Here is a 24,576-nt window from a genome sequence, read left to right as displayed (position 1 = left end):
ACGTCTCCTGTTGAAATATTGGTGTTACGCAACGGCAGGAATCACCGCCGTGCCGGGCATTAGACGGCGGCGCCCACAGGCTGACAAGGGATGAAAACTCAAGGGATGGCTGACGCAGGATCACCTGTGCACGGCATGGCGGCCCAGGAATCCGTGCGGCGCACCCGTATCGCACACCGCGCCGGGCGTTCCAGGCCCGCGCTGAACAGGTCAGCCCAGTAACGGCTCCGCGCCGCCCGCCAGCGGTGACTGGCTGGCGCATTCGTGCAGCCAGTCCATGAGTGCGTGCAGCCGCCTGGGCATGGGGTCCAGGGGCGGGTGGACCAGGTAGTAGTCATAGTGGCCGGACTGGGTAAAGCCGCCAAAGGGCAAGACCAGCTCGCCGCGGTCTATGCGCTTTTGCACCAATTGTTGGCGGCCTATCGCAAGACCAGCGTGGTTCATCGCCGCCACCACGCACAGGTCGGAGCGGTCGAAGGTGATGCCGCGCTCGGGCAGCAGCGCCAGCATGCCGTGCGCCCTGGCCCACAGCGTCCATTCGGCATCGCTGGCGGCGTTGTTCCAGGCCAGCGCGTCGTGCAGCAGGGTGCAATGGCGCAGATTGCCGGGCTGCTCCAGCAGGCCCAGGCGGCGGGCGTATTCGGGGCTGCAGACCGGCGCCATTTTCTCGTCCATCAGCTTGTGGCTGACCAGGCCCGGGAAGTCGCCATTGGCGTAATACAGCGCCAGGTCGATATTGCCGCTGCGAAAGTCGGCGTTGTCGTTGCCCACCCGGATATCCAGCGCGACCAGCGGGTAGCGTTCAGCAAAGTCCGCCAGCCTGGGCACCAGCCAGCATTGCGCGACCGATGGCCGCGCGTACAGCGCAATGGCGCCGGCAATTTCGGCCTGGGAGCTGGGCTGCAGTGCTTCGGACAGCTCGCCCACCGCGTGCTGCAGGATCTCGAAAATGCGTTTGCCGTCCTCCGTCAGGCACACCTGGCGCGTCAGGCGCTGGAACAGGCGCATGGACAAGGCGCGCTCCAGCCGGCCAATGCGGTGGCTGACCGCGCTCGGGGTCAGGCACAGCTCATCGGCGGCGCAGGCAAAGCTGAGGTGGCGGGCGGCCACCAGAAAGGTATAGAGGTTGGAAAACTGGCTGCTGTTGAGCCGCGAACCGACGCGGGGAGGAAGATTCAGCATGGCCATTCCTTCAGCTGCGAAAACGCCGCCGCGTCAGCGCCAGCGCCAGCCAGTAGGCCAGCACCGTGGTCAGCGCCAGCACCAGGCCGTGGCGCAGTGGGTGTGCGGGCCACTGGTCCATGAACATGGGGCGCACCAGCTCCACGGCATTGGTCAGCGGCAGCCAGTCCGAGGCGATGCGCACCGCGGTCGGCAGCTGCTCGCGCGGGAAGAACACGCCCGACAGAAACATCATGGGCGTGAGCACCAGCGTGAAGTAGTAGGTGAAGAAGTCGTAGCCCGGTGCCAGCGCGTTGAAGATCAGCGCGATGCTGGCGAACATGATGCCCACGAACACCAGCACGGCCAGCGCCGCCAGCAGCTTCGGGCTGTGGCTGATGGACAGCGCCAGCATCACCCCCAGGATGGCCGTGGTCGTGAACAGCGCCTTGAAGGCGGCCCACAGCATCTCGGCCAGCAGCACGCTGTCCAGGCTGATGGGGGCGTTCATGATGCCGTCCCAGGTCTTTTGCACATGCATGCGCGAGAAGGCTGAGTACAGGGCCTCGAAGCTGGCGGCGTTCATGGCGCTCATGCAGATCGAGCCGCTGGCCAGGAACAGGATGTAGGGCACGCGCTGCCCGTCCACGGTCAGCTCGCCCACCAGCGCCCCCATGCCGTAGCCAAAGGCCACCAGCCACATCAGCGGCTCGGCGATGTTGCCCATCAGGCTGGGTATGGCCAGCTTGCGCCAGACCAGCAGGTTGCGCAAAAACACCGGCCACCAGCGCAGCGACAGGTCGGGGGCGCGCCAGGGGCTTGGATTCGTGTGGGGTGCGGGCATATCAACCATCCTCGCGGATCTGCCGGCCGGTGAGCTTGAGGAACAGATCTTCCAGGTTCGCCGGCCGGTGCAGGGTGCGCAGCTGCGGCTGGGCGGCCAGCGCCTGCAGCAGGGCGCGCGCATCCTGGGTGTAGAAGAACACCGTCTCGCCGCTGACCTCGATGCGCGCCGCCAGCGGGCGCAGCCGGGCGTCATGTGCCAGGGCCAGCGCGCCGTTGCCGTAGGCCTCGACCACCTCGCGTTCCAGGTGCTCGGCGATCAGCTCGCGCGGGCGGCCCTCGGCGATCTTGCGGCCATGGTCGAGCACCAGCAGGCGCGAGCACAAGCGCTCGGCCTCGTCCATGAAATGCGTGGTCAGCAGGATGGACTTGCCCTGCTGCAGCAGCGTTTGCAGCCGCTCCCACATCAGGTGGCGCGCCTGCGGGTCCAGGCCCGTGGTGGGCTCGTCCAGCAGCAACAGGCGTGGGTCGTTGACCAGGGCGCGCGCCAGCGACAGGCGCCGGCGCATGCCGCCCGAGAGCTGGCCCGGGCGCGCGTCGGCCTTGGGCGCGAGCGCGGCAAACTCCAGCAGCGGCGCGATGCGCGCGTCCATGGCTGCACCCTTGAGGCCAAAGTAGCGCCCGAACACGCGCAGGTTCTCGGCGCAGCTGAAATCGGGGTCCAGGCTGTCGAACTGTGCCACCACGCCCAGCTGCGCCTTGATGGCCAGCGCGTCACGCGGCATGGCCAGCGGCGCGGCGCCATGGCCGGGGTGGAAGTGCACGCTGCCGGCGTCGGGTGCGGTGAGCCCCAGGCAGATGCGTATGGTGGTGGTCTTGCCCGCGCCGTTGGGGCCGATCACGCCCAGGCATTCGCCGGGCGCGATGGTGAACGACACGCCGTCCACCACGGTGGCGGCGCCGTAGCGCTTGCGCAGGTTCTGGGCTTCGAAGAGCACGCTCATGCCCGTGATTGTGGGGGAAAGCGGCGCGCCTGGTGTTTGAAGCAAAAATAGCTGTTTGCGCCCATCCACCAAGCGCAAACAGCTATTGTTTTAATAGCTTTCTGTCAGTTGGTCACGCAGCTGAAGCTCTCGGCCTTGTTCACGTCGCCGCTGCCGCCATAGCGCGGCCAGCTGGGGTATTCGCACAGCGGCCGGGTGCGGCCGGGGACGCCGGCGGTGTCGCTCACCACCTGGGCGGTGGGCGCCTGGCCCTGGGTGACCCAGGCGTCCAGGGCCTTGAGTGAGTCCCAGTTGGCGTTGAAGGCCGTGCTGGCGGCATGGCCGTAGCCCGGCACCTCGTAGTAGCGGGCAAAGTTCCTCACCGCCGCTTCGCCCATGGTTTGCTTCAGGCGCTCGTAGTACTGGGCGGTGGCGCGCGTGCTCACCAGCACATCGGCGGTGCCATGGGCCATCAAGAGCTTGCCGCCGCGCTGGTTGAAGGCCGCCAGGTTGGTGCTGTTGATGTCCTGCAGCCGGGTCAGATCGTTGATGCGCGTGGCCCAGGCGCCGGGGTTTTGCGGGTCGAGCGAGAGCGAATCAAAGCCCGCGTCGCGCGTCACGAAGTAGCGCACCCATTGATCCCAGAATACGGCCCAGTAGGGTGCGCTCAAGGGCGCCGGGCTGGCCGGGGGCGTCGTGTTCATGGCCAGCAGGGTCACGGTGGGCTGCAGCGGGCTGCTGCCGTCCTCGCCCAGTTCGGCGCCCCAGACGTTGAAGCCCGGGTACTGCGTCTCGCCGCTGCCCAGCGGGCTGGCGAAGGTGATGGCGCTGTTGTAGACCTTGAGCGCGGCGATCATGGCGTCGGACAGGCAGCCATCGCCCTCGTTGGCGCCGCTGGCGCAGCGCAGCGCCTTGCCGTTGTGTTGCGCCGTCGCCGGGTCGAACTGGGCGTTGCAGGCGTTGACGTTGCTGATGAGGCCATCGGAGACGCCGTCCAGACCATCGCATTGGGCCAGGGCCGCCTGGCGCACAAGCTTGCGCTGGGCAAGGCTGGGGTAGGCGCCGGGCTGGGCGAAGGCGCGGCTCAGGCGGCCGAATTGCAGGTCCAGGCTGGCGGCGTTCCAGGCCGGGTACCAGGAGATGACGCCGTCCCATTCGGCCGGCCATTTCTGCGCCACGGCCAGGGCCTCGCGCCCGCCGGTGGAGCCGCCGATGAAGTAGCGCCGCTCGGGCTTGCGGCCATAAAAGCGCGTGACGAGCACGTCGGCCACGTCGCTGACTTTCTTCAGCGCCGCGCCGGAGAAGTTGGCCACGGCCTCGTCATTCGTGCCAAAGCTGCCGTCGCGGCTGCCGGCGGCGCCCGCCTGGTGGCCGGAGTCGCTGGCGAACACGGCGTAGCCCTGGCTTAACAAGGGGTAGGGGGCCTGGGCCGCTGGTGCCGCGGCGTAGGTGTAGAGGCTGGGGATGCTGCCGTTGTAGCCGCCGCCGCCAATCATGACCACCTTGCCATTCCATTCCTTGGGCAGAAGCAGTCCCATTTTGATAGCTGGCGCCGCTGTATCCACGGGCGAAATGGCGATGTTTGCGCGTATCGACGCGGGGGGCTGCGCTCCGGTGGCGGCGGTGGGTGTCTCCACCGAGGTGACGGCCGCGCCCGTGGTCGGCAGGCCGATCTGGGCGGCGGCGACCTTCTGCCCCGCCAGATCCTTGCTGGAGCGGTCGAAGTCGAAGTGGTCCGAGCCGCCACAGGCGGCCAGAGCCAGTGCCGCGCCGGCCGTGGCCAGCAGCCGCATGCGGCGTGTCGATGGGGGGTGGAAGGCGAAGGCTTGCTGCATCTGCTTGTCTCCTTTGAAATGTGGCGGGCCGGGCGCATGCCGGCCGGCGGCCATTCTTGGAGTGATGCAGCACCCCGGGCAAGCGGGGTTTGCCGTTACGTAGTTCTCCATACCCCAAAATTGATGGGGTATGGTTTGGCTTCAAACGCTTGTCAGTTGTGCGCGGATAGCTATCAAAATTACTGAAACGCCACCTCGGCAAAGCTACGCAGCTTGCGGCTGTGCAGGCGCTGCGGGCCGCCGGCGCGCAGGATGTCGATGGCGCGCATGCCAATGCGCAGGTGCTGATCCACGCGCTCGCGGTAGAAATGGTTGGCCATGCCGGGCAGCTTGATCTCGCCGTGCAGCGGCTTGTCGCTGACGCACAGCAGGGTGCCGTAGGGCACGCGGAAGCGAAAGCCGTTGGCGGCTATGGTTGCGCTTTCCATGTCCAGTGCCACGGCGCGGCTTTGGCTGAAGCGGCGCTGGGGCAGGTTGTCGGGCAGCAGCTCCCAGTTGCGGTTGTCGGTGCTGGCCACGGTGCCGGTGCGCATGATGCCCTTGAGGTCGGTGCCGGCCATCTGCGTCACATCGGCCACGGCCTGCTGCAGCGCGACCTGGATCTCGGCCAGAGCCGGGATGGGCACCCACAGCGGCAGTTCGGCGTCCAGCACATGGTCTTCGCGCACATAGGCATGGGCCAGCACGTAGTCACCGAGCTGCTGGCTGTTACGCAATCCGGCGCAGTGGCCCAGCATCATCCAGGCATGCGGGCGCAGCACGGCGATATGGTCGGTGATGGTCTTGGCGTTGGCCGGGCCGACGCCGATGTTGACCATGGTGATGCCGCTGTTGTCGGCGCGCACCAGGTGGTAGGCGGGCATCTGCGGCAGGCGCGGCGGCGGCGTGCCGAGTTCGTCGCCGGCCTCGGGCGACAGGCCGGTGCGGCGCGTGACCACGTTGCCGGGCTCGATGAAGGCGATGTAGTCGCTGTCTGCCTTAGCCATCTCGGCATGGCCCAGGCGCACGAACTCGTCGATGTAGAACTGGTAGTTGGTGAACAGCACGAAGTTCTGGAACCATTCGGGAAGCGTGCCGGTGTAGTGGCGCAGGCGGTGCAGCGAGTAATCCACGCGCGGGCCGGTGAACAGCGCCAGCGGCTGGGCCTCGCCCGCGCGCGGCGTCCAGGTGCCGTTGGCGATGCCGTCGTCCATGGCGCCCAGATCCGGCAGGTCGAACAGGTCGCGCATCAGCGTGCGCCGCTCGGGGCTGAGCTGGCCCTCGATATGGTCATGCTCGGCAAACGAGAAATGCACCGGGATCGGCTGCTGGCTCAAACCCACCTCCAGCTCCACCCCGTGGCTGGCCTGCAGCAGGCGGAACTGCTCCAGGTAATAGTCGGCAAACAGATCCGGGCGGGTGAGCGTGGTCTCGTAGTCGCCCGGCCCCTCGATGAAGCCGTAGGCCAGCTGCGTGGCGGCGCGCGCCACGCTGGTGATCTGCACGCGCACATAGGGGTAGCAGGCGCGCACATGGCCGGTGGGCGATTCACCGGTGACAAAGCGCTGCATGGCGGCGCGCAGGTGCTCGATCTGCTGCTGGTAGATCTGCTGCACCCGGGCCAGGGCGGCGGCGGGGTCGCTGTGCAGCGTGGCTTCGGAGAAGGGGGCGGTGATGGGTGGGGGGATGCAGGCCATGGGCATGATTGTCCATGGCCCGCTGTCACGCTTCTGTCATGGTTTGCGCGGGCGGCTGCATCTGCAGCCAGGCATGCGCGCTGCCCGCATCCATGGGTGCGGCAATGCCAAAGCCCTGGGCCAGCTCGCAACCCAGGCGCTGCAGCAGGCCCAGCTGCTCGGGCGTCTCCACGCCCTCGGCCACCGACTGCAGCTGCAGGCTGCGCGCCAGCTGCACGATGGCGGTGACGATGGCCACGTCCTCGCCGTCGCTGGGGGTGTCGATGACGAAGGATCGATCCACCTTGATCTTGTCCAGCGGGTAGCGTTTGAGGTAGGCCAGCGACGAGTAGCCGGTGCCGAAGTCGTCCACCGTCACGCCCACGCCCAGGGCCCGCAGCTCGTCCAGCGTGGTGCGCGCCTGCTCGGGCTGCTGCATCAGCGTGGTCTCGGTGATCTCGATCTCCAGGTACTGCGCGTCCAGGCCGGTGTCGGCCAGCACCTGCTTGATTTCACCGACGAGGTCGCGCTGGCGAAACTCCATGGCCGACACGTTCACCGCCACCGGCACGCGCGCCAGTCCCTCGTCCTGCCAGGCCTTGATTTGGCGGCAGGCCTCGCGCAGCACCCAGCGGCCTATGGGGGTGACCAGGCCGCGCGACTCGGCCAGGGGGATGAACTCGTCCGGCCCCAGCAGGCCGCGTTCGGGGTGCTGCCAGCGCACCAGGGCCTCGAAGCCCGTCAGCCGCCCGGTGCTGACCTCGATCTGCGGCTGGTAGTGCAGGCGCAGCGCGTCCTGCGGCACGGCCGCGCGCAGCAGGTGCTCCTGCTGCAGCGCCTCGGCCGGCTGCCCCAGCATGTAGGGCGCGTAGAACAGGTGCGTGCCGCGCCCGCCCTCCTTGGCGTAGTGCATGGCGGCGGCGGCGTGGCGCAGTAGCTCGTCGGGGCTGTAGCCGTCCTCGGGCAGCATGCTGATGCCTACCGTGGCCGAGATCGACAGCTGCGTGCCGCCAATCTCATACGCGGCGCTCAGGCGCCGGATCAGCGCATCGGACATGTCGGCCGCCGAGCCGCGGTAGCGCAGGTCTGGCAGCAGCACCACGAACTGGTCGCCGCCGGCGCGGGCGATGAAGTCGTTGCCGTTCACGCCCTCCTGCAGGCGCCGCGCCATCTCGCACAGCAGCCGGTCGCCGGCCTCGTGGCCCAGCGAGTCGTTGACGGTCTTGAAATGATCCAGGTCGATGAACAGCACAGCCATGCGCGCCTGGCGCTGCTCGGCCTCCACGGCCTCGCGCGCCAGCTGGCGCATCAGGTGGCGGCGGTTGGGCAGCTGGGTCAGGGTGTCGTGCTGGGCCAGAAAGCGGGCATGCTCCTGCTCCTCGCGCCGCGCCGTGATGTCGCGCATGATGACCACGCGCTGCGTGCCATCCTGCTGCGGCAGGGTCTTGCCCACGGCCTCTATGGGAATGGCGCGACCGCTCTTGTGGTTCAGCGCCAGCTCGTACGGGTGTTCGCGCGCGCGGCGCGTGTACTCCATGGACACCGCGCGGTACTCGGGCAGGATGAAGTCGAAAATCGAGCGGCCCAGGACTTCGGCCAGCGTGTAGCCGGTCATGCGCAGGGCGGCGGCGTTGGCGTCCAGGATGTTGCCGTCCCGATGGAACACCAGACCCTCCTCAGTGACCTCGGCAAACCGGCGCATGCGCTCCTCGCTCTGGCGCAAGGCGTTTTCGGCCTGGCGGTGGCGGCTGATGTCGTTCACCAGCACCATCAGGCCGACGACGGCCGGCTGGCCATTGCGCATGCGCTGGTAGGGGTGCAGGCTGAACTCCAGCATGCGCATGCTGCCGTCGCTCTGCTGGCGTTGGCAGACATGCTGCACGGCCTCGCCGGCGAGTGCGCGCTGCACACAGGGTTGCATTTGTTGCCAGGTTTCGCTGTCCAGCACCTCTTGTGCCGAGGTGCCGGGCAGGCTGTCCAGCGCCCGGCCGACATAGTCGGCAAAACGCTGGTTGGCAAAGCTGCAGCGCAGTTGGTGGGCGTCGTAATACGCCAGCATCACCGGCACCGTGTCGGCCACCAGGCGCAGCAGCGTATCGCAGGCGTGGCTACCCGTGCCGGTCAAGTCCGAGGTGGAGGAGGTCGGTGACATGGGTGGTGGGCGGTGTAACCGCCATTTATAGCGGATTGCCGGCGCTTTGACGATGTGGCAAGTGCATACTTTGCGCCATGCCACCTACTGTTACCGGATTGTTGCAAGTCCCTGCCTGGATGACGCCGCACAACCTGCTGCGCGCCTCGGTGGGCGTGGCGCTGCTGACCATCGTCCTCAAGACCCTGGCCTGGTGGGTCAGCGGCTCTGTGGGGCTGTTGTCGGATGCGCTCGAATCCTTTGTGAACCTGGCCGGCGCGCTGTTCGCCCTCACCATGGTCACGGTGGCGCAGCAGCCGCCGGACGCCGAGCACCCCTATGGCCACCACAAGGCGGAGTATTTCTCGGCAGGCTTCGAGGGCATCCTCATCGTCGGCGCCAGCATGGCCATCCTGTGGGCGGCCGCGCTGCGCCTGCTGCACCCGCAGCCGCTGGAGCAGCTGGGCTGGGGCCTGGGCCTGTCCCTGGTCAGCACGGCCTGCAACGGCCTGCTGGCCTGGGCCATGTTCCGCTCGGCGCGCGTCTACCGCTCGGTGGCGCTGGTGGGGGATGCGCGCCATCTCATCACCGATGTCTGGACCTCGGTGGGCGTGGTCGTCGGCCTGGTGGCCGCCGGTGCCACCGGCTGGCTGTGGCTCGATCCGCTGGTGGCCATTGGCGTGGCGCTGAACATCCTGAAGGAGGGCGTGCAGCTGGTCTGGCGCTCGGCCCAGGCTCTGATGGACGAGGCCGTGGAGCAGGAGCTGCTGGCACAGATCGAGGCCGCGCTGCAGCGCCACGCGCAGGCCGCGGGTGGCCATGTGTACTTCGACAACCTGACCTCGCGCCGGGCCGGCGCGCGCAGTTTTCTCGACCTGCACATGCATGTGCCGGCGCATTGGACGCTGGGCCGCGCCGCCGCCGCGCGCGCCGCCGTCGAGGCCGAGCTGATGGACATGGTGCCCGGCCTGTACGCCACCATTGAGCTGCTGCCCGAGGGTGCGGAAACCGTTTTTGAGCAAACCGAGGCACAGGAGAAGGCGACGTGATGGGACTGTTGCAGCGCGTGCGCCAGGCGCGCGTGGAGGTGGCGGGCGAGGTGGTGGGCCAGATCGGCCCCGGCCTGCTGGCCCTGGTATGCGCCGAGCAGGGCGACGGCGAGGCCGAGGCCGACCGCCTGCTGGCCAAGCTGCTCAAGCTGCGCATCTTTGCCGACGCCGCCGGCAAGATGAATCTGAGCCTGCAGGACGTGGCTGGCGGCCTGCTCATCGTCAGCCAATTCACCCTGGCCGCCGATACCACCAGCGGCAACCGCCCGGGCTTCAGCCAGGCCGCCACCCCGGCCGAGGGCGAGCGCCTGTACGACTACTTCGTCGCCCAGGCGCGCGCCGTTCACCCGCAGGTGGCCACGGGCCGCTTTGGCGCCGACATGCAGGTGCACCTGGTCAATGACGGGCCGGTGACGATACCGCTGCGCATGGTGCCGACAGGCACTTGATTGCTATTCAAAATATAGCTTGATGCGCTTTATCCACAAGTGCTTGAGGCACTTTTGCTGCGCGGCCTGCTGCTGTGGCAATTGTCTTAAACAAACATATATATGTGGTTTTTTCGCTTTGCACTAACATATATGCAATGTCAAAGCGATCTTCTAGCCTGGTTGCCATGCCGCCCGCCGTGCTGGCGCAGCTGCGCGCGCTGGGCGAGAACCTGGCCATTGCGCGCAAGCGCCGGCGCGAGAGCGTGAAGTCGTGGGCGCAGCGCATCGGTGTCTCGGAGCCCACGCTGGCGCGCATGGAAAAGGGCGACCCCAGCGTCTCCATGGGCGTGTATGCGACGGCCCTGTGGCTGATGGGGCGCTCGCCGGCGCTGCCCGAATGCGCCGCGCCCGAGCATGACCGCGGCGCGCTGGAAGACGCCGTGCGTGCCGCCCGGGCGCGCTCGGTGCGCCGGCGGCCGTCGCTCTACGGCGCGGCGCCCAAACCCCCGGCGGATGAAGGCGGAACGCCATGACGGCCTTTGACCTGCAGCACTACCAGCCTGGCGAGCAGCTCTACCTGTGGTGGCTGGCCAACCCGGCGGCGCCGCGCCTGATCGGTGAGCTGCGCATGGCGCGCAGCCTCAAGGGCGTGTCGCTGGTCTATGCGCCAGCGTGGCTGGCCAGCGGCTTTGCGCTCAGCGAAGACCTGCCGTTGATGCCGGGAGAGTTCTTCCCGCACGATAAGGAAAGCGCCGCCGGCGCCGTCGACGACGCCCGGCCCGACCGCTGGGGCGAGCGCGTCATCCGCATGCTGGACAAGCCGCCGCGCCTGGCCGTGCTCGACTTCTTGTTCTTTGCCGGCGACGAGCGCTTTGGCGCCCTGGGCGTGTCCGTCTCGGCCAGCGACTACCTGGCGCGCGTCACCGGCCCGCTGCCGCGCCTGGCCGATGCGCAGGAAGTGCACAAGCTGGTGGCGCAGATTCTGGCTGGCGAACCCGTGGCGCCAGACAGGCGGCGCCTGATCGCGCCGGGCGCCACCCTGGGCGGCGCACGCCCCAAGGCGCTGCTGGAGCTGGACGGCCACCCCTGGGTGATCAAGTTCAACGAGCCGGGCGAGGCCGTCGACATGCCGCTGGTCGAGCACGCCGCCATGACGCTGGCGGCGCACGCGGGCATACACGCCGCGCCCACGCGACCCGTGCCGCTGCAGCGGGGCCACGCCGTGGCCGTGCGCCGCTTCGACCGCGTGGGGGGGCTGCGCCGCCACGCACTTTCGGCCAACGTGGCGCTCAAGGCCGCGGGCGAGGCGCCGGGCTACCCCGAGCTGGCCCAGTGGCTGCGCCGGCGCGGCGTTACGGCAGGCGGGCACAACCTGCAGCAGATGCACGAGCTGTTTCGCCGCATGGTCTTCAACATCCTCATCGACAACACCGACGACCACGAGAAGAACCACGCGCTGCTGATGACCGACAGCGGCGAGTACATCCTGTCGCCCGCGTTCGACGTGTTGCCCTCGGGTCAGGCGCTGGGCTATCAGCAGATGCGCGTGGGCGCGGCGGGCGCGGATGCCACGCTGGACAACGCCCTGTCGCAATGCGCGCAGTTTGGCCTGAAGCGGCCCGAGGCCGTGGCCCAGCTGCGGCAGGTGTGCGCGGTCGTGCAGGGCTGGCAGGCGCACTTTGCCAGCGTGGGCGTGACGGTGGCCGACATCGAATCGCTGGCGGGCCAGATCGACCGGCCGTTTTTGCGCGACCAGCGGCTGGCATTTCAGCGCTGATGCTCTGTAAACAATAGCTTTCAGCGCTTGTGTATTGGCGCTGATGGCCGGTTTTTATTTGGGGAGGCTACTGCTTCCAGAAAAACAGCCCCGCCATCACCAGCCCGGTGGCGACTATGCCCCAGCGCAGCGCCGGCGCCGGCAGGCGGCGCGCCACGCGGGCGCCCCAGTAGCCGCCCAGGGTGGCGGCAATCATCATGATGAGCGCCTGCTGCCACTGCACGATGCCGCCGGCGGCGTAGATGGCCACGGCGATGGCGGTGAGCAGGGCCGAGACCAGGTTCTTCATGCCGTTCATGGCGTTGAGCTGGGTCTGGCCCAGCAGGCCGAACAGTGCCAGCAGCAAGATGCCCAGGCCACCGTTGAAGTAGCCGCCGTAGGCCGCCACGGCCAGCGTGCCCAGGCCGGCCTTGGTGGCGCTGGCCGGGTGCGCGCCGGCGCCCAGCCACTGGCGCAGCTGCGGGCCAAAGGCAAACAGCGCGGTGGCGGCGAGCAGCAGCCAGGGGATGATCTTCTTGAAGGTGGCGTCGGGCGTGACCAGCAGCAGCGCCGCCCCGGCCGAGCCGCCGACGAGCGACAGCAGCACCACGGCGCGCATCGACAGCCCCGGCGGCGGCGCCATGTCCTCGCGAAAGCCCCAGGCGCTGGCCATGTAGCCGGGCAGCAGTGCCACGGTGCCGGTGGCGTTGGCGACCACCGGCGGCACACCGGTGAAGACCAAGGCTGGCAGCGTCAAAAAGCTGCCGCCGCCGGCGACGGCGTTGAGGGCGCCGGCGACGAAGGCAGCGGCAAGCAGGAGGGCGGTGTCGAGCATGGGGGGTAAGTGCTCAATGGTCAGTAGTAAGTGGTTGGTGGCGGCGCTGTCGTTATTCACGACTTGCCACTCACCATTTACCACTTACCCAAGCGACAGATATGGATCCGCAAACCCCAACTCTTCCATGATGGCCGTCTCATACGCCTCCATCTCCCGCGCGTCCTCGTCGCTGGTTTCATGATCCCAGCCCTGGGCGTGCAGGGTGCCGTGCACCAGCAGGTGGGCGTAGTGTTCTTCCAGCGTCTTGTTCTGCTCGCGCGCCTCGCGCTCGACCACCGGGGCGCAGAGCACCAGGTCGGCGGCCACGGTCGGCTCCTGCTGGTAGTCGAAGGTCAGCACGTTGGTGGCGTAGTCCTTGTGGCGGTAGTCGCGGTTGAGCTGCTGGCCTTCCTCGGCTCCGACGATGCGCACGGTGATTTCGGCGTCCATGGCCAGGGCGTGGCGTATCCAGCGTGCCACCTTGTGGCGCGGCAGCTGGGCGCGGTGCTGCGTGGCATCGCGCGCGAACTGCAGGGAGAGGGTCAGTTGATTCAGTGCCAAATTGGCCTCCAACGCCTGTGTATCAAGCGCAAATAGCTATTAAAACAGGAGTTAGTTGCCGGTGCGGCGGCGGCTGCCCTGGGCGTCGTAGGCGTCCACGATGCGTGCCACCAGCGGGTGGCGCACCACGTCGGCGCTGGTGAAGCGCGTGATGGCGATGCCCTGCACGCGCCGCAGTACCTGTTCGGCATCGATCAGGCCGCTCAATGTGCCCTTGGGCAGATCGATCTGGCTCACGTCGCCCGTGACCACGGCGCGTGCGCCAAAGCCGATGCGCGTGAGGAACATCTTCATCTGCTCGGGCGTGGTGTTCTGGGCCTCGTCCAGGATGACGAAGGCGTTGTTCAGCGTTCGGCCGCGCATGAAGGCCAGCGGCGCGATCTCCAGCGCATTGCGCTCGAAGGCCTTCTGCACGCGGTCAAAACCCATCAGGTCGTACAGCGCGTCGTACAGCGGGCGCAGGTAGGGGTCTACCTTTTGCGTCAGGTCGCCGGGCAGAAAGCCCAGGCGCTCGCCGGCCTCCACCGCCGGGCGGGTGAGCACGATGCGCTGCACCTGGCTGCGTTCCAGCGCATCGACGGCGCAGGCCACGGCCAGGTAGGTCTTGCCGGTGCCGGCCGGGCCTATGCCGAAGGTGATGTCGTGCGCGGCGATGTTGGCCAGGTAGCGGCCCTGGGTGGGCGTGCGCGCGCGCAGGTCGGCGCGGCGCGTGGTCAGCGGGGCCGGGCTGCCCTCTTCGTCCATCATGCTGGCGTCGCCGGCCAGCATCAGCTGCAGGTGATCCTCCTTGATGGCGTGGTCGGCCATTTCGTACAGCGCCTGCAGCAGTTCCATGGCCTGGGTGGCGCGGGCCTTGGGGCCGTCCACCTTGAACTGCTCGTGGCGGTGGGCGATCTTGACCTGCAGCGCGTTCTCTATGGTGCGCAGGTGTACATCGGCCGGGCCGCACAGGTGCGACAGGCGGGTGTTGTTGTGGGGGGTGAAGGTGTGGCGCAGGATCACGCTGATAATTCCCTGGATGGCCGCGTTGACTGCGGTAAAGGATTGGGATGATAGGCAAATTGACGGGCCAGCTGCTGGAGAAGAACCCCCCCGAGGTGCTGCTGGACTGCCGCGGCGTGGGCTACGAGGTGCTGGTGCCCATGAGCACCTTCTACAACCTGCCTGGCGTGGGCGAGCAGGTCAGCCTGCTGACCCAGTTCATCGTGCGCGAGGACGCGCAGCTGCTCTACGGCTTTGCCACGGCGCAAGAGCGCCAGGCGTTTCGCGAACTCATCAAGATCAGCGGCGTGGGGCCGCGCACGGCGCTGGCGGTGCTCTCGGGCATGGGCGTGGCTGATCTGGCCCAGGCCGTGTCGCTGCAGGAGGCCGGGCGCCTGGTCAAGGTGCCGGGCATAGGCAAGAAGACGGCCGAGCGCCTGCTGCTGGAGCTCAAGGGCAAGCTGGGTGTGGACATCGGCGTGCGGCAACATCTGGTTAACGATGCGCAGGCCGACATCCTGCAGGCGCTGCAGGCGCTGGGCTATAACGACAAGGAGGCCGCCGCCGCCCTGAAGGCGCTGCCGGCCGACGTAGGCGTGAGCGAGGGCATCAAGCTGGCGCTGAAGTCGCTGGCCAGATAAATCATGTGGCAGGGCCATGGAGGTGTAACGATGGTTGTCGGCAAAACAATCGGGTGGGCGCTGCCGGTGGCCGCCCTTCTGGCCGCGTGCGGCGGCGGCGGTACCGATGTCGATGGTGGTGGTGGCGGTGGCCCCGGCCTTGCCATCCCGACCTGGAGCCAACGCATAGAGCCTTTCGAGCCCAAGGCCGCAGCCCTCAAAGGCGTGGCCCAGGGCTCTACGTCAAGCCGCGCCATGGCCCAGGCCGGCGCCACACGGGTGATTGCGCTGGCGCCGCTGCAGCGCGCGACGCCAGAGCGCGCCGCCGCTGCGGGCAGCGCGGCCGTGCCGCGCCAGATCGGCACGGCGCGCGCCGTGGCAGAGACGGTCGATGTGGCCCGCACCGCCGCCCTGCTGCCATGGCGGCCCACGGCGCGCGGCACGCAGGTGGCGGCGCTGCGCTTTGAGTCGCCAGGCGCGCGCGGTCTGCGCCTGGGCGTGCTGGTGCAGGCGCTGCCGCCGGGGGCGGTGCTGCGCTTTCATGGAGCGGCGCCCGAAGACGCAGTGCAGCTGAGCGCCGAGCAGCTGCAGGCCGTGGCCGAGCGCAACGCCAGCGCGGGTGCCGACGCCACGCTGGCGCGCACCTACTGGAGCCCGGACTTTGGCGGCGCGCAGACCACGCTGGAGGTGGAGATTCCCGCAGGCGCGGCGCCCGCCGCCGTGCGCCTGGCCGTGCCGCGGCTGTCGCACTTCACATCGACGGCGGCCGAGGCCGAGGCCGCCTTTACCACCAAGGCCGCAGTCGCCGGCTGCCTGGTGGACGTGAGTTGCCACCCCGATTACCTGGAGCAAAGCCGCTCCGTGGCGCGCATGACCTATGTGGCCGAGGACGGTGGCGCCTTTTACTGCACCGGCACGCTGCTCAACGACATGGCCGCCAGCGGCACGCCGTACTTCCTGTCGGCCCAGCACTGCATCCCCAGCCAGGTGGTAGCCTCAACGCTGGTGACCGACTGGCTGTACCGCTCGGCCAGCTGCAACAGCGCCGCGGAGAACCCGGCCAGCCGGCGCCTGACGGGCGGCGCCCGGCTGCTGTACGCATCGGCCGGCACCGACACCGCCTTCATGCGGCTGAACGACCCGCTGCCCGCCGGCGTCGTCTACGCCGGCTCGTACTACGGCGGCGTGCCCATTGGTACGGCGCTGGCCAGCCTGCACCACGCGGAGGGCGGCCTGCAGTCCATCAGCCTGGGCAGCGTGCTGCGCTACAGCAACTGTGGTGACGAAAGCTGCACGGCCACCAGCGGCGAGACCGGCAACTACCTGGCGCTCACCTGGCAGCAGGGCAGCACCGAGGGCGGTAGCAGCGGCTCGGGCGTGTTTGTCACCATTGGCGCCCGGCGCTACCTGGCGGGTCAGCTGCATGGCGGCTCGGCCAGCTGCGCCAGGCCCGATGGCACGGACTATTACGGGCGCTTTGACCTGAGCTACCGCGCTGCGCTCAAGAACTGGCTCAATCCCTGAGGGCCTTCACCCCACCAGCACCAGCCCCGGCGGCAGGCTGTCGCCCAGGCTGAGGCGGCGGTCCTCGGCGTTCATTTCCTGCACCTGGGCGACCTGGGCCAGCCAGCGCTCGGGCGCGCCGCTGGCGCGCAGCTTGTCCAGGACCCGGGCGCGCTGGGCCTCGTCCAGATCCAGCAGGCGCTCGCCCGTCATGCGCGCGATCTGCACGGCGGCGAACATGGCGGGCTCGTTCTTGCGCCAGTCCTGGGCCAGCGTGGCCTGCAAGAACTCTTGTGCGGCCTCGGGCGGCATGACCAGATGGGCGTTGGCCGCCAGCGGCGCGCGCGCCGCCAGGCGGCCTATGGCCCACCAGGTGTGGGGCGGCTCGTCGGGGCGCTTGAGGCGCTCAAGCATCCACCGGCCCATCTCCTGGCGGTACTGCCAGGGCACGGCCTCCATCGCGGCAAACAGGCGCAGCATGTCGTCGTAGCTGCCCCAGCGTGACTTGGCGCCGCGCTGCACGGTCTGTTGCATGCGGCCGGCCACGTCTTCGAGCACCTGCATCTGCTGGGCTTCATCGAGGCCCGCGGCCACGCGGCGCCACAGCACCCACCATTCGGTCCAGTTGGCGCCCTCCTGGCTGTGGCCCAGGCCCTGGGCGTAGAGCGGCCACAGCTGCTGCAGGCGCCAGCCGTCCAGCTCGGCGCCCAGGCCGGGGCGCAGGCACCAGCCGGCCAGGTTGAGCCACACGCGCTCATGCTCGGCGCTGCGCCGGCGGCGCTTGGCACGCGCCAGCAGGGCGTCGAACAGCGTGCGCAAGAGCGGCAGCGGCCAGGATTCGCGCGGGCCCAGGGTCTTTTCCAGCGTGGCGCGCAGCTGGCGCACCTCTTTGGGCGATACGTCCTGGCCCTGGTTGCCGAAGATGCGGTCGATGTGGGCGATGGCTGCGTCTAGCGGCGAGCCCCTCACCCCTCCCTCTCCCCAGAGGAGCGAGGGCGACCGGTCGGCTGTGGGTTTTGCTCCCTCTCCCTCTGGGAGAGGGTGGGGGTGAGGGCCTGCCGCGCGCACCGCAAACGGCAGCAGCCAGGACTGCGCCTCGTCCCGCGTGTCGACGCAGCGCAGCTCCAGCACGCCCACCTCGCTCATGCAGGCCTGCAGCTGCACCTCGACCTTGGCCGTGGCGCGGCCCTCGGGTGCGGGCAGTACGGTGGCCAGCGGCGGCAGTTCCACCCAGCCCTCGCCCGCCAGTGGCACGATCTGCCCGGCCTGCGCGCTGCCCTGGCTGCGCGCCACCAGCGCAAAGCGCACCGGCTGGCCCAGCCGCAGCGCAAAGCGCCGCCCGGCCAGCACCATGCGGGTGCCCTCCTCGGTGCCGCGCGGCAGCAGGCAAATGCCCTGGGGCGCGGCGCCAGCCTGGCCTGGCAGCACCAGCCAGTAGCTGCGCGCCGCCCCGCCACCTATGTGGGGTACTACGGTTTTTGTAGCTGTTTGCGCTTGTCCAGTAAGCGCTGGTGGCCTTTTTGACTGATATTGCGCCAAGCCGTGGGCGGCTGCGCCGCGCGCCACGGCCCAGTCCGGGTGCGGGTTGTGCAGCAGACGCAGCGGCTGGCCGCGCCACAGCGCGAGCTGCTCGGTCAGGCGCTGCACCAGCGCATGGGCGTGGAACACGCCGCCGTTGAGCAGCAGCGTGTCGGGCAGCTGGTCGCCCGCATGCCGGGCCAGGAACAGCGCCAGATGGCGCGAAATGGCCGCGTCCGCCGGGTAGGGCAGGCTTAAGGTCCGCAGCGCGCCCTGGCGCCGCGCGGGCTGGTCGGTGATTTGCGCGGGCGGTAAAAAGCCTTCGACCACCGCCTGGCGTACCGCGTCGCGCGTCAATGTGGCGGATCGTGTCTGCGCCAGCAGTTGCGAGCCGCCGCCCAGCAGCGTCACGGCCACGGATTCGGGTGCGTTGGCGGCCAGCAGCTGCTCCTTGGCCAGGCGGCAGCGCTGCACCAGCTGGGCAAAGCGCGCGGCGGGCAGGCGCTGGCCTTCGCCGGCAAACTGCGGCTCCAGGCCATGCGCCAGGGCCAGATCCATGTTGTCGCCGCCCAGCATCAAATGCTCGCCCACGGCCGTGCGCGTCAGCAGCGGCAGGCCGCCGCCTGGTGCTGCTTCCACCCGGATCAGCGTCAGGTCGGTGGTGCCGCCGCCCACGTCCAGCACCAGCACCAGGCGGCTGTCTTGCAGTTGCTCGGCGAGTTGAGAGCCCTGCAGCACCAGCCAATCGTGAAACGCGGCCTTGGGTTCTTCGAGCAGCTGCACCCGGGGCAGGCCGGCCAGCTGCGCCGCCTGCAGCGTGAGCGCGCGCGCGCCCTCGTCGAAGGAGGCGGGCACCGTCAGCACCACCAGCTGCTCGGCCAGCGGCGCATCGGGGTGCGTTGCATCCCAGGCGGCGCGCACATGCGCCAGGTAGCTGCTGGAGGCCTGCAGCGGCGAGACCTTGGCCACATCCTGGCCCGCGCCCCAGGGCAGTATCGGCGCGGTGCGGTCCACACCGGCGTGCGACAGCCAGCTCTTGGCACTGGCCACCAGCCGCCCCGGCACGGCCGCGCCGAGGTCACGCGCCCAGCGGCCGATGACGGCCGGGGTCTGCTCGGTTGCGTCCTGCGCCGGCCAGGGCTGGCGCCAGGCATCGCCCAGCTCGCCGGGCGCGGCCTGGTAGCGCGTGGAGGGCAGCAGTGGCTGCTCTTGCACCTCGGCCGCCGAGATGCGCTGCGCCAGCGGCAGCAGCGCGATGTCGGCCACGCCGCCATCCAGCGGTACATGGGCCACCACGGTGTGGCTGGTGCCCAGGTCTATGCCGACGGCGTGGCGCGCGGCCGCTGGTTGGGGCGGCGGGGTCATGGCCTGCGTTCAGCGCCTACAGCACCGTCCAGTCGGTGACAAAACCGTCGGGGCGGCGGAAGGTGTCGTTGAGCAGCATGTCGGGCGGCAGATCCAGCGAGTAGCCGCGCCCGGGCAGCGGCTGCTCAAACCATTTCTTGTAGATCTGGCGCGCCGTGCCGTCGCGGTACAAGTCCTTCATGGCCTGGTTGACCAGGTTTTGAAAGTCCGGCGCGTACTTGGACACCAGCGGCGCCAGCGGCTCCACCGACAGGCGCGCGCCCACCACCTTCACCGTGCCCTTGAGCAGGCGGGCCTGGTCGATGAGGGAGATGTCGTCCGATACAAAGGCGTCGGCGCGCCCCTGGGCCACGGCCTTGGCGCCTTCCTCGGTGCTGGCCACGGTGACCAGGGTCAGCCCCGGCTGGCGCTCGCTGACCTGCTGGCCGGTGCTGCCGTTGATCACCGCCACGCGCGCCTGGCCCATTTGCGCCAGTTGCTGGCGCGTGTCGTTGGCGCGCACCAGCATGCGCGCGCCGGCGTAGTAGTAGGTCAGGCCAAAGGCCACGCGCTCGCGCCGCGCCTTGGTGTTGGTGGAGTCGGCGCATTCCAGCTGGATCTTGCCGTCGGCGATGCGGTCAAAGCGCTCGGCGATCGTCACCGGCACATAGTGCAGCTGCAGCGCCGGCAGCTTGAGCTGGCTTTGGATGCGCGCGGCCAGCTGCTGGCACAGCTCGACCGCATAGCCCACGGGCTTGCCGCCCTCGCCGGCGTAGGACAGCGGGGCGGCGTCCAGGCGATAGCCAATGGTGAGCTGGCCGCTGGACTGGATCTTGGCCAGCGTGGCGTCGGCGGCCCAGGTGGGCAGGGCCAGGGCGGCGATGGCGCCCGCGGCCAGCCAGTGCTTGAAGAAGGAATGCATGTGGTACCTGCTTGAACGGTGGTTCAGGTTGGGAAAATTGCTGCTTCCCGGGTGGGGATATGCCGCGGGCGCCGGGTTTGAGTAGCGTGCGGCAGTATCAAATGTAACCGTACGTTCAGGCTTCCTCGGCCTGTGCCCGTACGTCGAACTCCACCTTCCAGCGCTCGCTGCCCCCCACCGGCACGGCCAGCAGCTCCAGCGTGCCGATGTCGGTCACGCGCGCGAGCAGTTGCACGGCCACCACCTCGCCCGGCGTGCGGCCTTCGGCGGGCAGCTGGGCTTCGATCTGCTGCAGCTCCACCAGCTCCTCGGGGCCCCAGAAGTCGAGCACGCTGCCCACGGCGTCCTGGCGGCGCATGCTGGAGCCAAAGAAGCGCAGGCGCACCGGCTGGCCCACCACCAGGCCGAATTCCTGGGCGTCCAGCGCCACCTCCGTGCCCTCCTCCATGCCAAAGGGCGCCAGGCACAGGGCGCTGATGGGCGGCTCCATGCCGGGGATGGCGGGCATGTTGCTCTCCACGCCGACGTAATAACTCTGCGCCGTGCCGCCGCGTATGCGCACGCCGCGGCCGCGCCGCACATGGCCGTAGTAGGCGGCGCCACGCGCCACGGCCAGGTCCAGGTTGGCGCCCTCCAGCAGGCGCGCGGGCGGCGCGCCCTCGGCGCTGAGCCAGCCGTTCACGACCTCCAGGATGCGCTGCTCGATCTGTCGCGCCTTCAGCACGCCGCCGTTGAACAGAATGGCCGTGGGGTGCAGAAAGCTCGCGCCCGGCTGGCCCTGCAGGCCCTCGACCTGCTCCACGGCGCCGGCCTGGCGCGACAGAAAGGCCGCCAGGTGGCGCGTCACCGCCGCGTCCTGCGCATAGGGCAGGCCCAGCTGCGTGAGCGCGGCGCGGGCGCGGGTCTGCGGCTTGTCGCTGACCGCGACCGGGGGGAAGAAGCCCTCCACCAGCAGTGCCAGCACCTCGGCACGCGTGACCTCGGTGCGGATGCTGCCGCCGATCAGTTTGCTGCCGCGGCTGGGCACGACCACGGGCACGGCCTGCAGGGCGTCATCGGCCAGCAGCTGTTCCTTGGCGGCGCGGCAGCCGTGCGCCAGGGCGCGGGTCTGCCAGGCGTCCAGCTGCCGGCCCTCGGCCGCCAGTTTGCGCGCCACGCCGTAGGCCAGGGCCAGATCCATGTTGTCGCCGCCGAGCAAGATGTGCTCGCCCACGGCCACGCGCTGCAACTGCAGGTTGCCGCCCTGCTCCAGCACGGCGATCAGCGACAGGTCGGTGGTGCCGCCGCCCACGTCCACCACCAGGATCACGTCGCCATGCGCCACCTGCTTGCGCCAGCCGCCGCCGCTGGCCTGAATCCAGCTATAGAGCGCGGCCTGGGGTTCCTCCAGCAGGGTCAGCTGCTGGTAGCCGGCGGCGCGGCAGGCCTCGGCCGTCAGCTCGCGCGCGGCCGGGTCGAAGGATGCGGGGATGGTGACGGTGATGTCCTGCTGGTCGAACGGCGCCCCGGGGTGGGCCGCGTCCCAGGCCTGGCGCAGGTGCTGCAGGTAGCGGGTGCTGGCGGCCAGGGGGGATATGCGCTCTACCTCGGGCGGCGCGTCGGCCGGCAGCAGCGGCGCGCGCCTATCCACGCCGGGGTGGCAGAGCCAGCTCTTGGCGCTGGCCACCAGGCGTATCGGCGTGGCCGCGCCGCGCTGGCGCGCGAACTCGCCGGCTACGGCATCCTGACTGGCGCCCCAGGGCAGGGCCAGGTCGGCGGGGCTGAGCTCGCTCTCGTGCGGCAGGTACAAAAAGGAGGGCAGCAGCGGGCGGCCTTCCACGCTGGCCGGGGCCGTGAGCTGGGGAATGTCCAGCACCCGCTGCACGACCGTCTCGCCGTCGCTGGCCTGCATGTCCACATAGGACAGGGCGCAGTGCGTGGTGCCCAGGTCGATTCCAATGGAAAATACGGCTGCAGCGCCCGTGGATGGTGCGCCATTAGCTATTGTTTTTATAGTCACAGCTCCACCTCCGCCTGGGCGATGATGGCGGCGGCCCTGGCATCGGTCAGCTGCGGCAGGCGCACCTCGGCCACGCGCCAGCCGCGGTGGCTCAAGGTGCCGGTGAATGGCGCCTGGCCCACCACGTTGCCCGTCAGGCGCACGGCCGTGGCGTCAAAACCGGCCTGCAGCGTGATGCGGCTGCCCTCGGCCTCGGCTCGCACGGGCGCCAAAGTGAAATGCTCGGCCAGCAGCTTGCGGCAGCCGCCATGCACCACGCGCGCTGCCGCGCCAATCTCGGCGTCGCTGTAGGGTGCCACGTCTTCCTGGATGAAATCGACAAAGCGCGCCTCGCGCTGCAGCAGGCCCAGCAGTTGCAGGGCGGCGGTGTTGGTGGCCACCTCCACACGCTTCTCGACGATCTTCTCAACCGGCACCTCGACGCGGGTCTCGATGATTTTCTCTACCGGCACCTCCACGCGCACCTCCTTGGGCGGCACGTCGGCGGCCAGGGGGTCGCCCGTGCGCAGGCGGTGGACGTCGCCGGCCAGGCGGGCGTTGGCCAGGATGGCGAAAAAGCTGCCGATGGCGATGGCCATGCGGTTGAGGAAGGAGGGGTGTATGGGGGTGCTCATGCGGTTCTCGCTGCGAGGGCAGGCGGCGGGCCGGGGGCCGCGGGTGCTGAAAAAAGAGTCACGGGCGCGCGCCCGTGAAAGGGCCGATGTTACCGAAAGGCCGCCAGGTCGGCGTCATGCAAGGCCTCGCGCAGTACGCGAGCAACGGTTCGATGGGGGACAATGCGCGCGCCGTTTCCTGGTTTTGTTCTTGCATCGCAGGACTGTCGTTGCTCAAGGCCTTGTCACGGGATGTAGTGGTGAGTGAGGGCATCAAGCCGGCATTTGGCGTTGTCTGAATCATGGCCTTGTTCGAATCGTGGGGGAACAGATGCCCGGATACTGGAAAGTTATCGGTCGTACCGCAGCCGCGCTGCTGGGGAGCGTGGTGGTTGGTTGCGGCGGGGGTGGGCAGTCCACAGCGGACTTGGCCGCTGCGCCCGTGTTGCGTGTGGAGGGCACGGTGGCGCAGGGGGGAGAGGCAGCCCCCGTGGCTGCGGCAGTGAAAGCGCGGGAGGCAACGGCATCACCAGAGCCCGTGCGCATCACCCTGGGCGCGCTGCAGTCGCTCAAAGAGGCTGCGGTTCAGGCGGGCACGGGTCCCAAGTTGGTTGGAGAGGCGCGAGCGGTGTCTGCTGCTGCCACCCCTGATCAGACCCAGCGGCTGTTGCGGTGGGAGGGCACTGCCACAGGAGGGCGGGTGGCAGCCCTTAGTGTGAGCGCCGAGAACGCCTTAGGCCTGCGACTGGGGGTGCAGGTGAACGCGCTGCCTGAACAGGCTGTGCTGCGTGTTTATAGCCAGGCACGCCCCGCAACGGTTTACCAGATTCTGGGCAAGGATGTGCTGCGGCATGTGTTGCGCAACACCCAGGCCGAAGGGAGTACCTCGGACGCGCGCACATGGTGGACCCCGGAGATGAGATCCGATGAGGTCACACTCGAAATCGAATTGCCGATGGGTGTGCCCGCACAGGCGGTGGACATAGCACTGCCCTCCGTTTCGCACATTTTCGCCGAATTGGAACCTTCTGCCGAACCAACCGTGGAAGCTAAGATCAACGAATCGGGATCATGCAATCTTGATGCCGTGTGCGATGCGGGCTTGGCCACCCAGAGTAATGCGGTGGCGCGCATGCTGTTCACGGTAGGAGGCAAGACATACAGGTGCACCGGCACGTTGCTCAACGATGCGAGGGGTTCCGGTACGCCATATTTTCTAAGCGCCAACCATTGCATTTCGTCCCAGGCTGCCGCTTCGTCCATGCAGACCGATTGGTTTTACCAGTCGTCCGGGTGTAATGCGCGGGCGCTATCAAGCCGCGCGACTACGCTCTATAACGGCGCCGTGCTGCTCTATGCCAGCGGCAGCACGGATGTTTCCTTCATGCGCCTGAACGACGCGGCACCCGCAGGCGCTTTTTTCGCCGGGTGGGACGCCTCTGCAACGGCGCAACCCGGTCAGGCGCCCGTTGTGGGTTTGCACCATCCCGCCGGTGACATGCTCAAGACGAGCAAAGGCCTGGTAGTTGGGCAGACCAGTTGCTTCAGCACAACTGGTAGCCAGTTCGGGTGTATTGGCGATACCGGGAATTTTTACAGAGTAGCCTGGAGCGCAGGTACCACGCAAGGTGGAAGCAGCGGCTCGGCATTGTTCACCAGCGACGGTCGCTACGTGGTGGGAACGTTGTTTGGTGGAGCGGCATCGTGCTCCAGCACCAGTAGTCCAGATTACTATGGACGGTTCGATGTGTCATACAACCAGGCACTCAAAAACTGGTTGGGAGTGCAAAGCTCGGGCGAATCAAGCTCTGCTGCTTTGATTACGCCGTTTGAGGAAATCCTGCGCGTTTTGCGAACCTTGTGAAGCGTTGCCTCACGTCCGCCGGGGGGGGGCTGTGACTTGTCCAAGGGTGGCGCTACAGGCCCGCAGGCGC

At 68.7% G+C, this 24,576-nt stretch carries 21 protein-coding genes and 1 pseudogene; 8 read left to right on the top strand and 14 right to left on the bottom strand.

Going from position 1 to position 24,576, the window contains the following annotated elements; all coding sequences use genetic code 11:
- Positions 1-210: 210 nt before the first annotated feature.
- The 7 genes and pseudogenes from dsdC to P4826_RS10455 all read right to left on the bottom strand — a co-directional run bounded on the left by dsdC (position 211) and on the right by P4826_RS10455 (position 8,569).
- Entirely contained in the window at positions 211-1,182 is a 972-nt protein-coding gene (gene dsdC, locus P4826_RS10480; protein ID WP_317700360.1) for a DNA-binding transcriptional regulator DsdC, read from the bottom strand.
- A 10-nt stretch (positions 1,183-1,192) separates the two neighbouring features.
- The gene (locus tag P4826_RS10475) at positions 1,193-2,005 is read right to left on the bottom strand and encodes an ABC transporter permease (protein WP_317700359.1); all 813 of its coding nucleotides are present in this window, start codon (positions 2,003-2,005) and stop codon (positions 1,193-1,195) included.
- Between the two features lies 1 nt (position 2,006).
- Entirely contained in the window at positions 2,007-2,513 is a 507-nt protein-coding gene (locus tag P4826_RS19725; RefSeq protein ID WP_425605262.1) for an ATP-binding cassette domain-containing protein, read from the bottom strand.
- A pseudogene (locus P4826_RS19720) lies at positions 2,499-2,879 on the bottom strand (ATP-binding cassette domain-containing protein); the annotation flags it as partial. The pseudogene P4826_RS19720 and the gene P4826_RS19725, both read right to left, overlap by 15 nt.
- Positions 2,880-3,052: 173 nt before the next feature.
- Positions 3,053-4,762 carry a tannase/feruloyl esterase family alpha/beta hydrolase gene (locus tag P4826_RS10465; RefSeq protein WP_317700357.1) on the bottom strand — a complete coding sequence of 570 codons (1,710 nt, stop codon included), beginning with the start codon at positions 4,760-4,762 and terminating at the stop codon, positions 3,053-3,055.
- 179 nt (positions 4,763-4,941) lie between these two features.
- Positions 4,942-6,438 (bottom strand): AMP nucleosidase, encoded by a 1,497-nt coding sequence (locus tag P4826_RS10460; protein ID WP_317700356.1) that lies wholly within the window; start codon positions 6,436-6,438, stop codon positions 4,942-4,944.
- A gap of 25 nt (positions 6,439-6,463) precedes the next feature.
- Positions 6,464-8,569 carry a putative bifunctional diguanylate cyclase/phosphodiesterase gene (locus P4826_RS10455; protein ID WP_317700355.1) on the bottom strand — a complete coding sequence of 702 codons (2,106 nt, stop codon included), beginning with the start codon at positions 8,567-8,569 and terminating at the stop codon, positions 6,464-6,466.
- A gap of 77 nt (positions 8,570-8,646) precedes the next feature.
- Between P4826_RS10455 and P4826_RS10450 the strand changes: the two genes are divergently transcribed.
- The 4 genes from P4826_RS10450 to P4826_RS10435 all read left to right on the top strand — a co-directional run bounded on the left by P4826_RS10450 (position 8,647) and on the right by P4826_RS10435 (position 11,805).
- Positions 8,647-9,597, top strand: coding sequence for a cation diffusion facilitator family transporter (locus P4826_RS10450; protein WP_317700354.1), 951 nt, complete (start codon positions 8,647-8,649; stop codon positions 9,595-9,597).
- The gene (gene dtd, locus P4826_RS10445; protein ID WP_317700353.1) at positions 9,594-10,046 is read left to right on the top strand and encodes a D-aminoacyl-tRNA deacylase; all 453 of its coding nucleotides are present in this window, start codon (positions 9,594-9,596) and stop codon (positions 10,044-10,046) included. The genes P4826_RS10450 and dtd overlap by 4 nt, the downstream gene beginning before the upstream one ends.
- 167 nt (positions 10,047-10,213) lie before the next feature.
- Positions 10,214-10,561 (top strand): helix-turn-helix domain-containing protein, encoded by a 348-nt coding sequence (locus P4826_RS10440; RefSeq protein ID WP_317700352.1) that lies wholly within the window; start codon positions 10,214-10,216, stop codon positions 10,559-10,561.
- Entirely contained in the window at positions 10,558-11,805 is a 1,248-nt protein-coding gene (locus P4826_RS10435) for a type II toxin-antitoxin system HipA family toxin (protein ID WP_317700351.1), read from the top strand. Before P4826_RS10440 ends, P4826_RS10435 begins: the two co-directional genes overlap by 4 nt.
- A gap of 67 nt (positions 11,806-11,872) precedes the next feature.
- Here P4826_RS10435 and P4826_RS10430 read toward each other — a convergent pair whose 3' ends face one another.
- The 3 genes from P4826_RS10430 to P4826_RS10420 all read right to left on the bottom strand — a co-directional run bounded on the left by P4826_RS10430 (position 11,873) and on the right by P4826_RS10420 (position 14,164).
- Entirely contained in the window at positions 11,873-12,619 is a 747-nt protein-coding gene (locus P4826_RS10430; protein ID WP_317700350.1) for a sulfite exporter TauE/SafE family protein, read from the bottom strand.
- An 84-nt stretch (positions 12,620-12,703) separates the two neighbouring features.
- Positions 12,704-13,162, bottom strand: a complete 459-nt coding sequence (gene ybeY / locus P4826_RS10425; protein WP_317700349.1) for an rRNA maturation RNase YbeY — start codon at positions 13,160-13,162, stop codon at positions 12,704-12,706.
- 51 nt (positions 13,163-13,213) lie between these two features.
- A complete protein-coding gene (locus tag P4826_RS10420; RefSeq protein WP_317700348.1) occupies positions 13,214-14,164 on the bottom strand; it encodes a PhoH family protein in 951 nt (316 codons plus the stop codon).
- 47 nt (positions 14,165-14,211) lie between these two features.
- Here P4826_RS10420 and ruvA point away from each other — a divergent pair, with 47 nt between their 5' ends.
- Both ruvA and P4826_RS10410 read left to right on the top strand, forming a co-directional pair.
- Entirely contained in the window at positions 14,212-14,784 is a 573-nt protein-coding gene (gene ruvA, locus P4826_RS10415; RefSeq protein WP_317700347.1) for a Holliday junction branch migration protein RuvA, read from the top strand.
- Positions 14,785-14,850: 66 nt separating this feature from the next.
- Positions 14,851-16,287, top strand: coding sequence for an endoproteinase ArgC (locus tag P4826_RS10410; RefSeq protein WP_317700346.1), 1,437 nt, complete (start codon positions 14,851-14,853; stop codon positions 16,285-16,287).
- Positions 16,288-16,293: 6 nt separating this feature from the next.
- Here the strand turns inward: P4826_RS10410 and P4826_RS10405 are convergent, their stop codons facing one another.
- From P4826_RS10405 to P4826_RS10390, 4 genes are all read right to left on the bottom strand, one after another.
- Entirely contained in the window at positions 16,294-19,149 is a 2,856-nt protein-coding gene (locus P4826_RS10405; protein ID WP_317700345.1) for an Hsp70 family protein, read from the bottom strand.
- 16 nt (positions 19,150-19,165) lie between these two features.
- On the bottom strand, positions 19,166-20,050 hold the full coding sequence (locus P4826_RS10400; RefSeq protein ID WP_317700344.1) for an amino acid ABC transporter substrate-binding protein: 885 nt from the start codon (positions 20,048-20,050) through the stop codon (positions 19,166-19,168).
- Between the two features lie 115 nt (positions 20,051-20,165).
- A complete protein-coding gene (locus P4826_RS10395) occupies positions 20,166-22,049 on the bottom strand; it encodes an Hsp70 family protein (protein ID WP_317700343.1) in 1,884 nt (627 codons plus the stop codon).
- Positions 22,046-22,663: a DUF2760 domain-containing protein gene (locus P4826_RS10390; protein WP_317700342.1), complete on the bottom strand. Its 618-nt coding sequence runs from the start codon at positions 22,661-22,663 to the stop codon at positions 22,046-22,048. The genes P4826_RS10395 and P4826_RS10390 overlap by 4 nt, the downstream gene beginning before the upstream one ends.
- 116 nt (positions 22,664-22,779) lie before the next feature.
- Here P4826_RS10390 and P4826_RS10385 point away from each other — a divergent pair, with 116 nt between their 5' ends.
- The gene (locus tag P4826_RS10385) at positions 22,780-22,941 is read left to right on the top strand and encodes a hypothetical protein (protein ID WP_317700341.1); all 162 of its coding nucleotides are present in this window, start codon (positions 22,780-22,782) and stop codon (positions 22,939-22,941) included.
- Positions 22,942-23,180: 239 nt separating this feature from the next.
- Positions 23,181-24,506, top strand: coding sequence for a trypsin-like serine peptidase (locus P4826_RS10380; protein ID WP_317700340.1), 1,326 nt, complete (start codon positions 23,181-23,183; stop codon positions 24,504-24,506).
- Positions 24,507-24,576: the final 70 nt, after the last annotated feature.

The sequence above is a fragment of the Diaphorobacter limosus genome (assembly GCF_033100095.1).
Lineage (GTDB): Bacteria > Pseudomonadota > Gammaproteobacteria > Burkholderiales > Burkholderiaceae_C > Alicycliphilus > Alicycliphilus limosus.
Note: the sequence above shows the minus strand (reverse complement) of the source record. Positions and strands in the feature narration are given on the sequence as shown.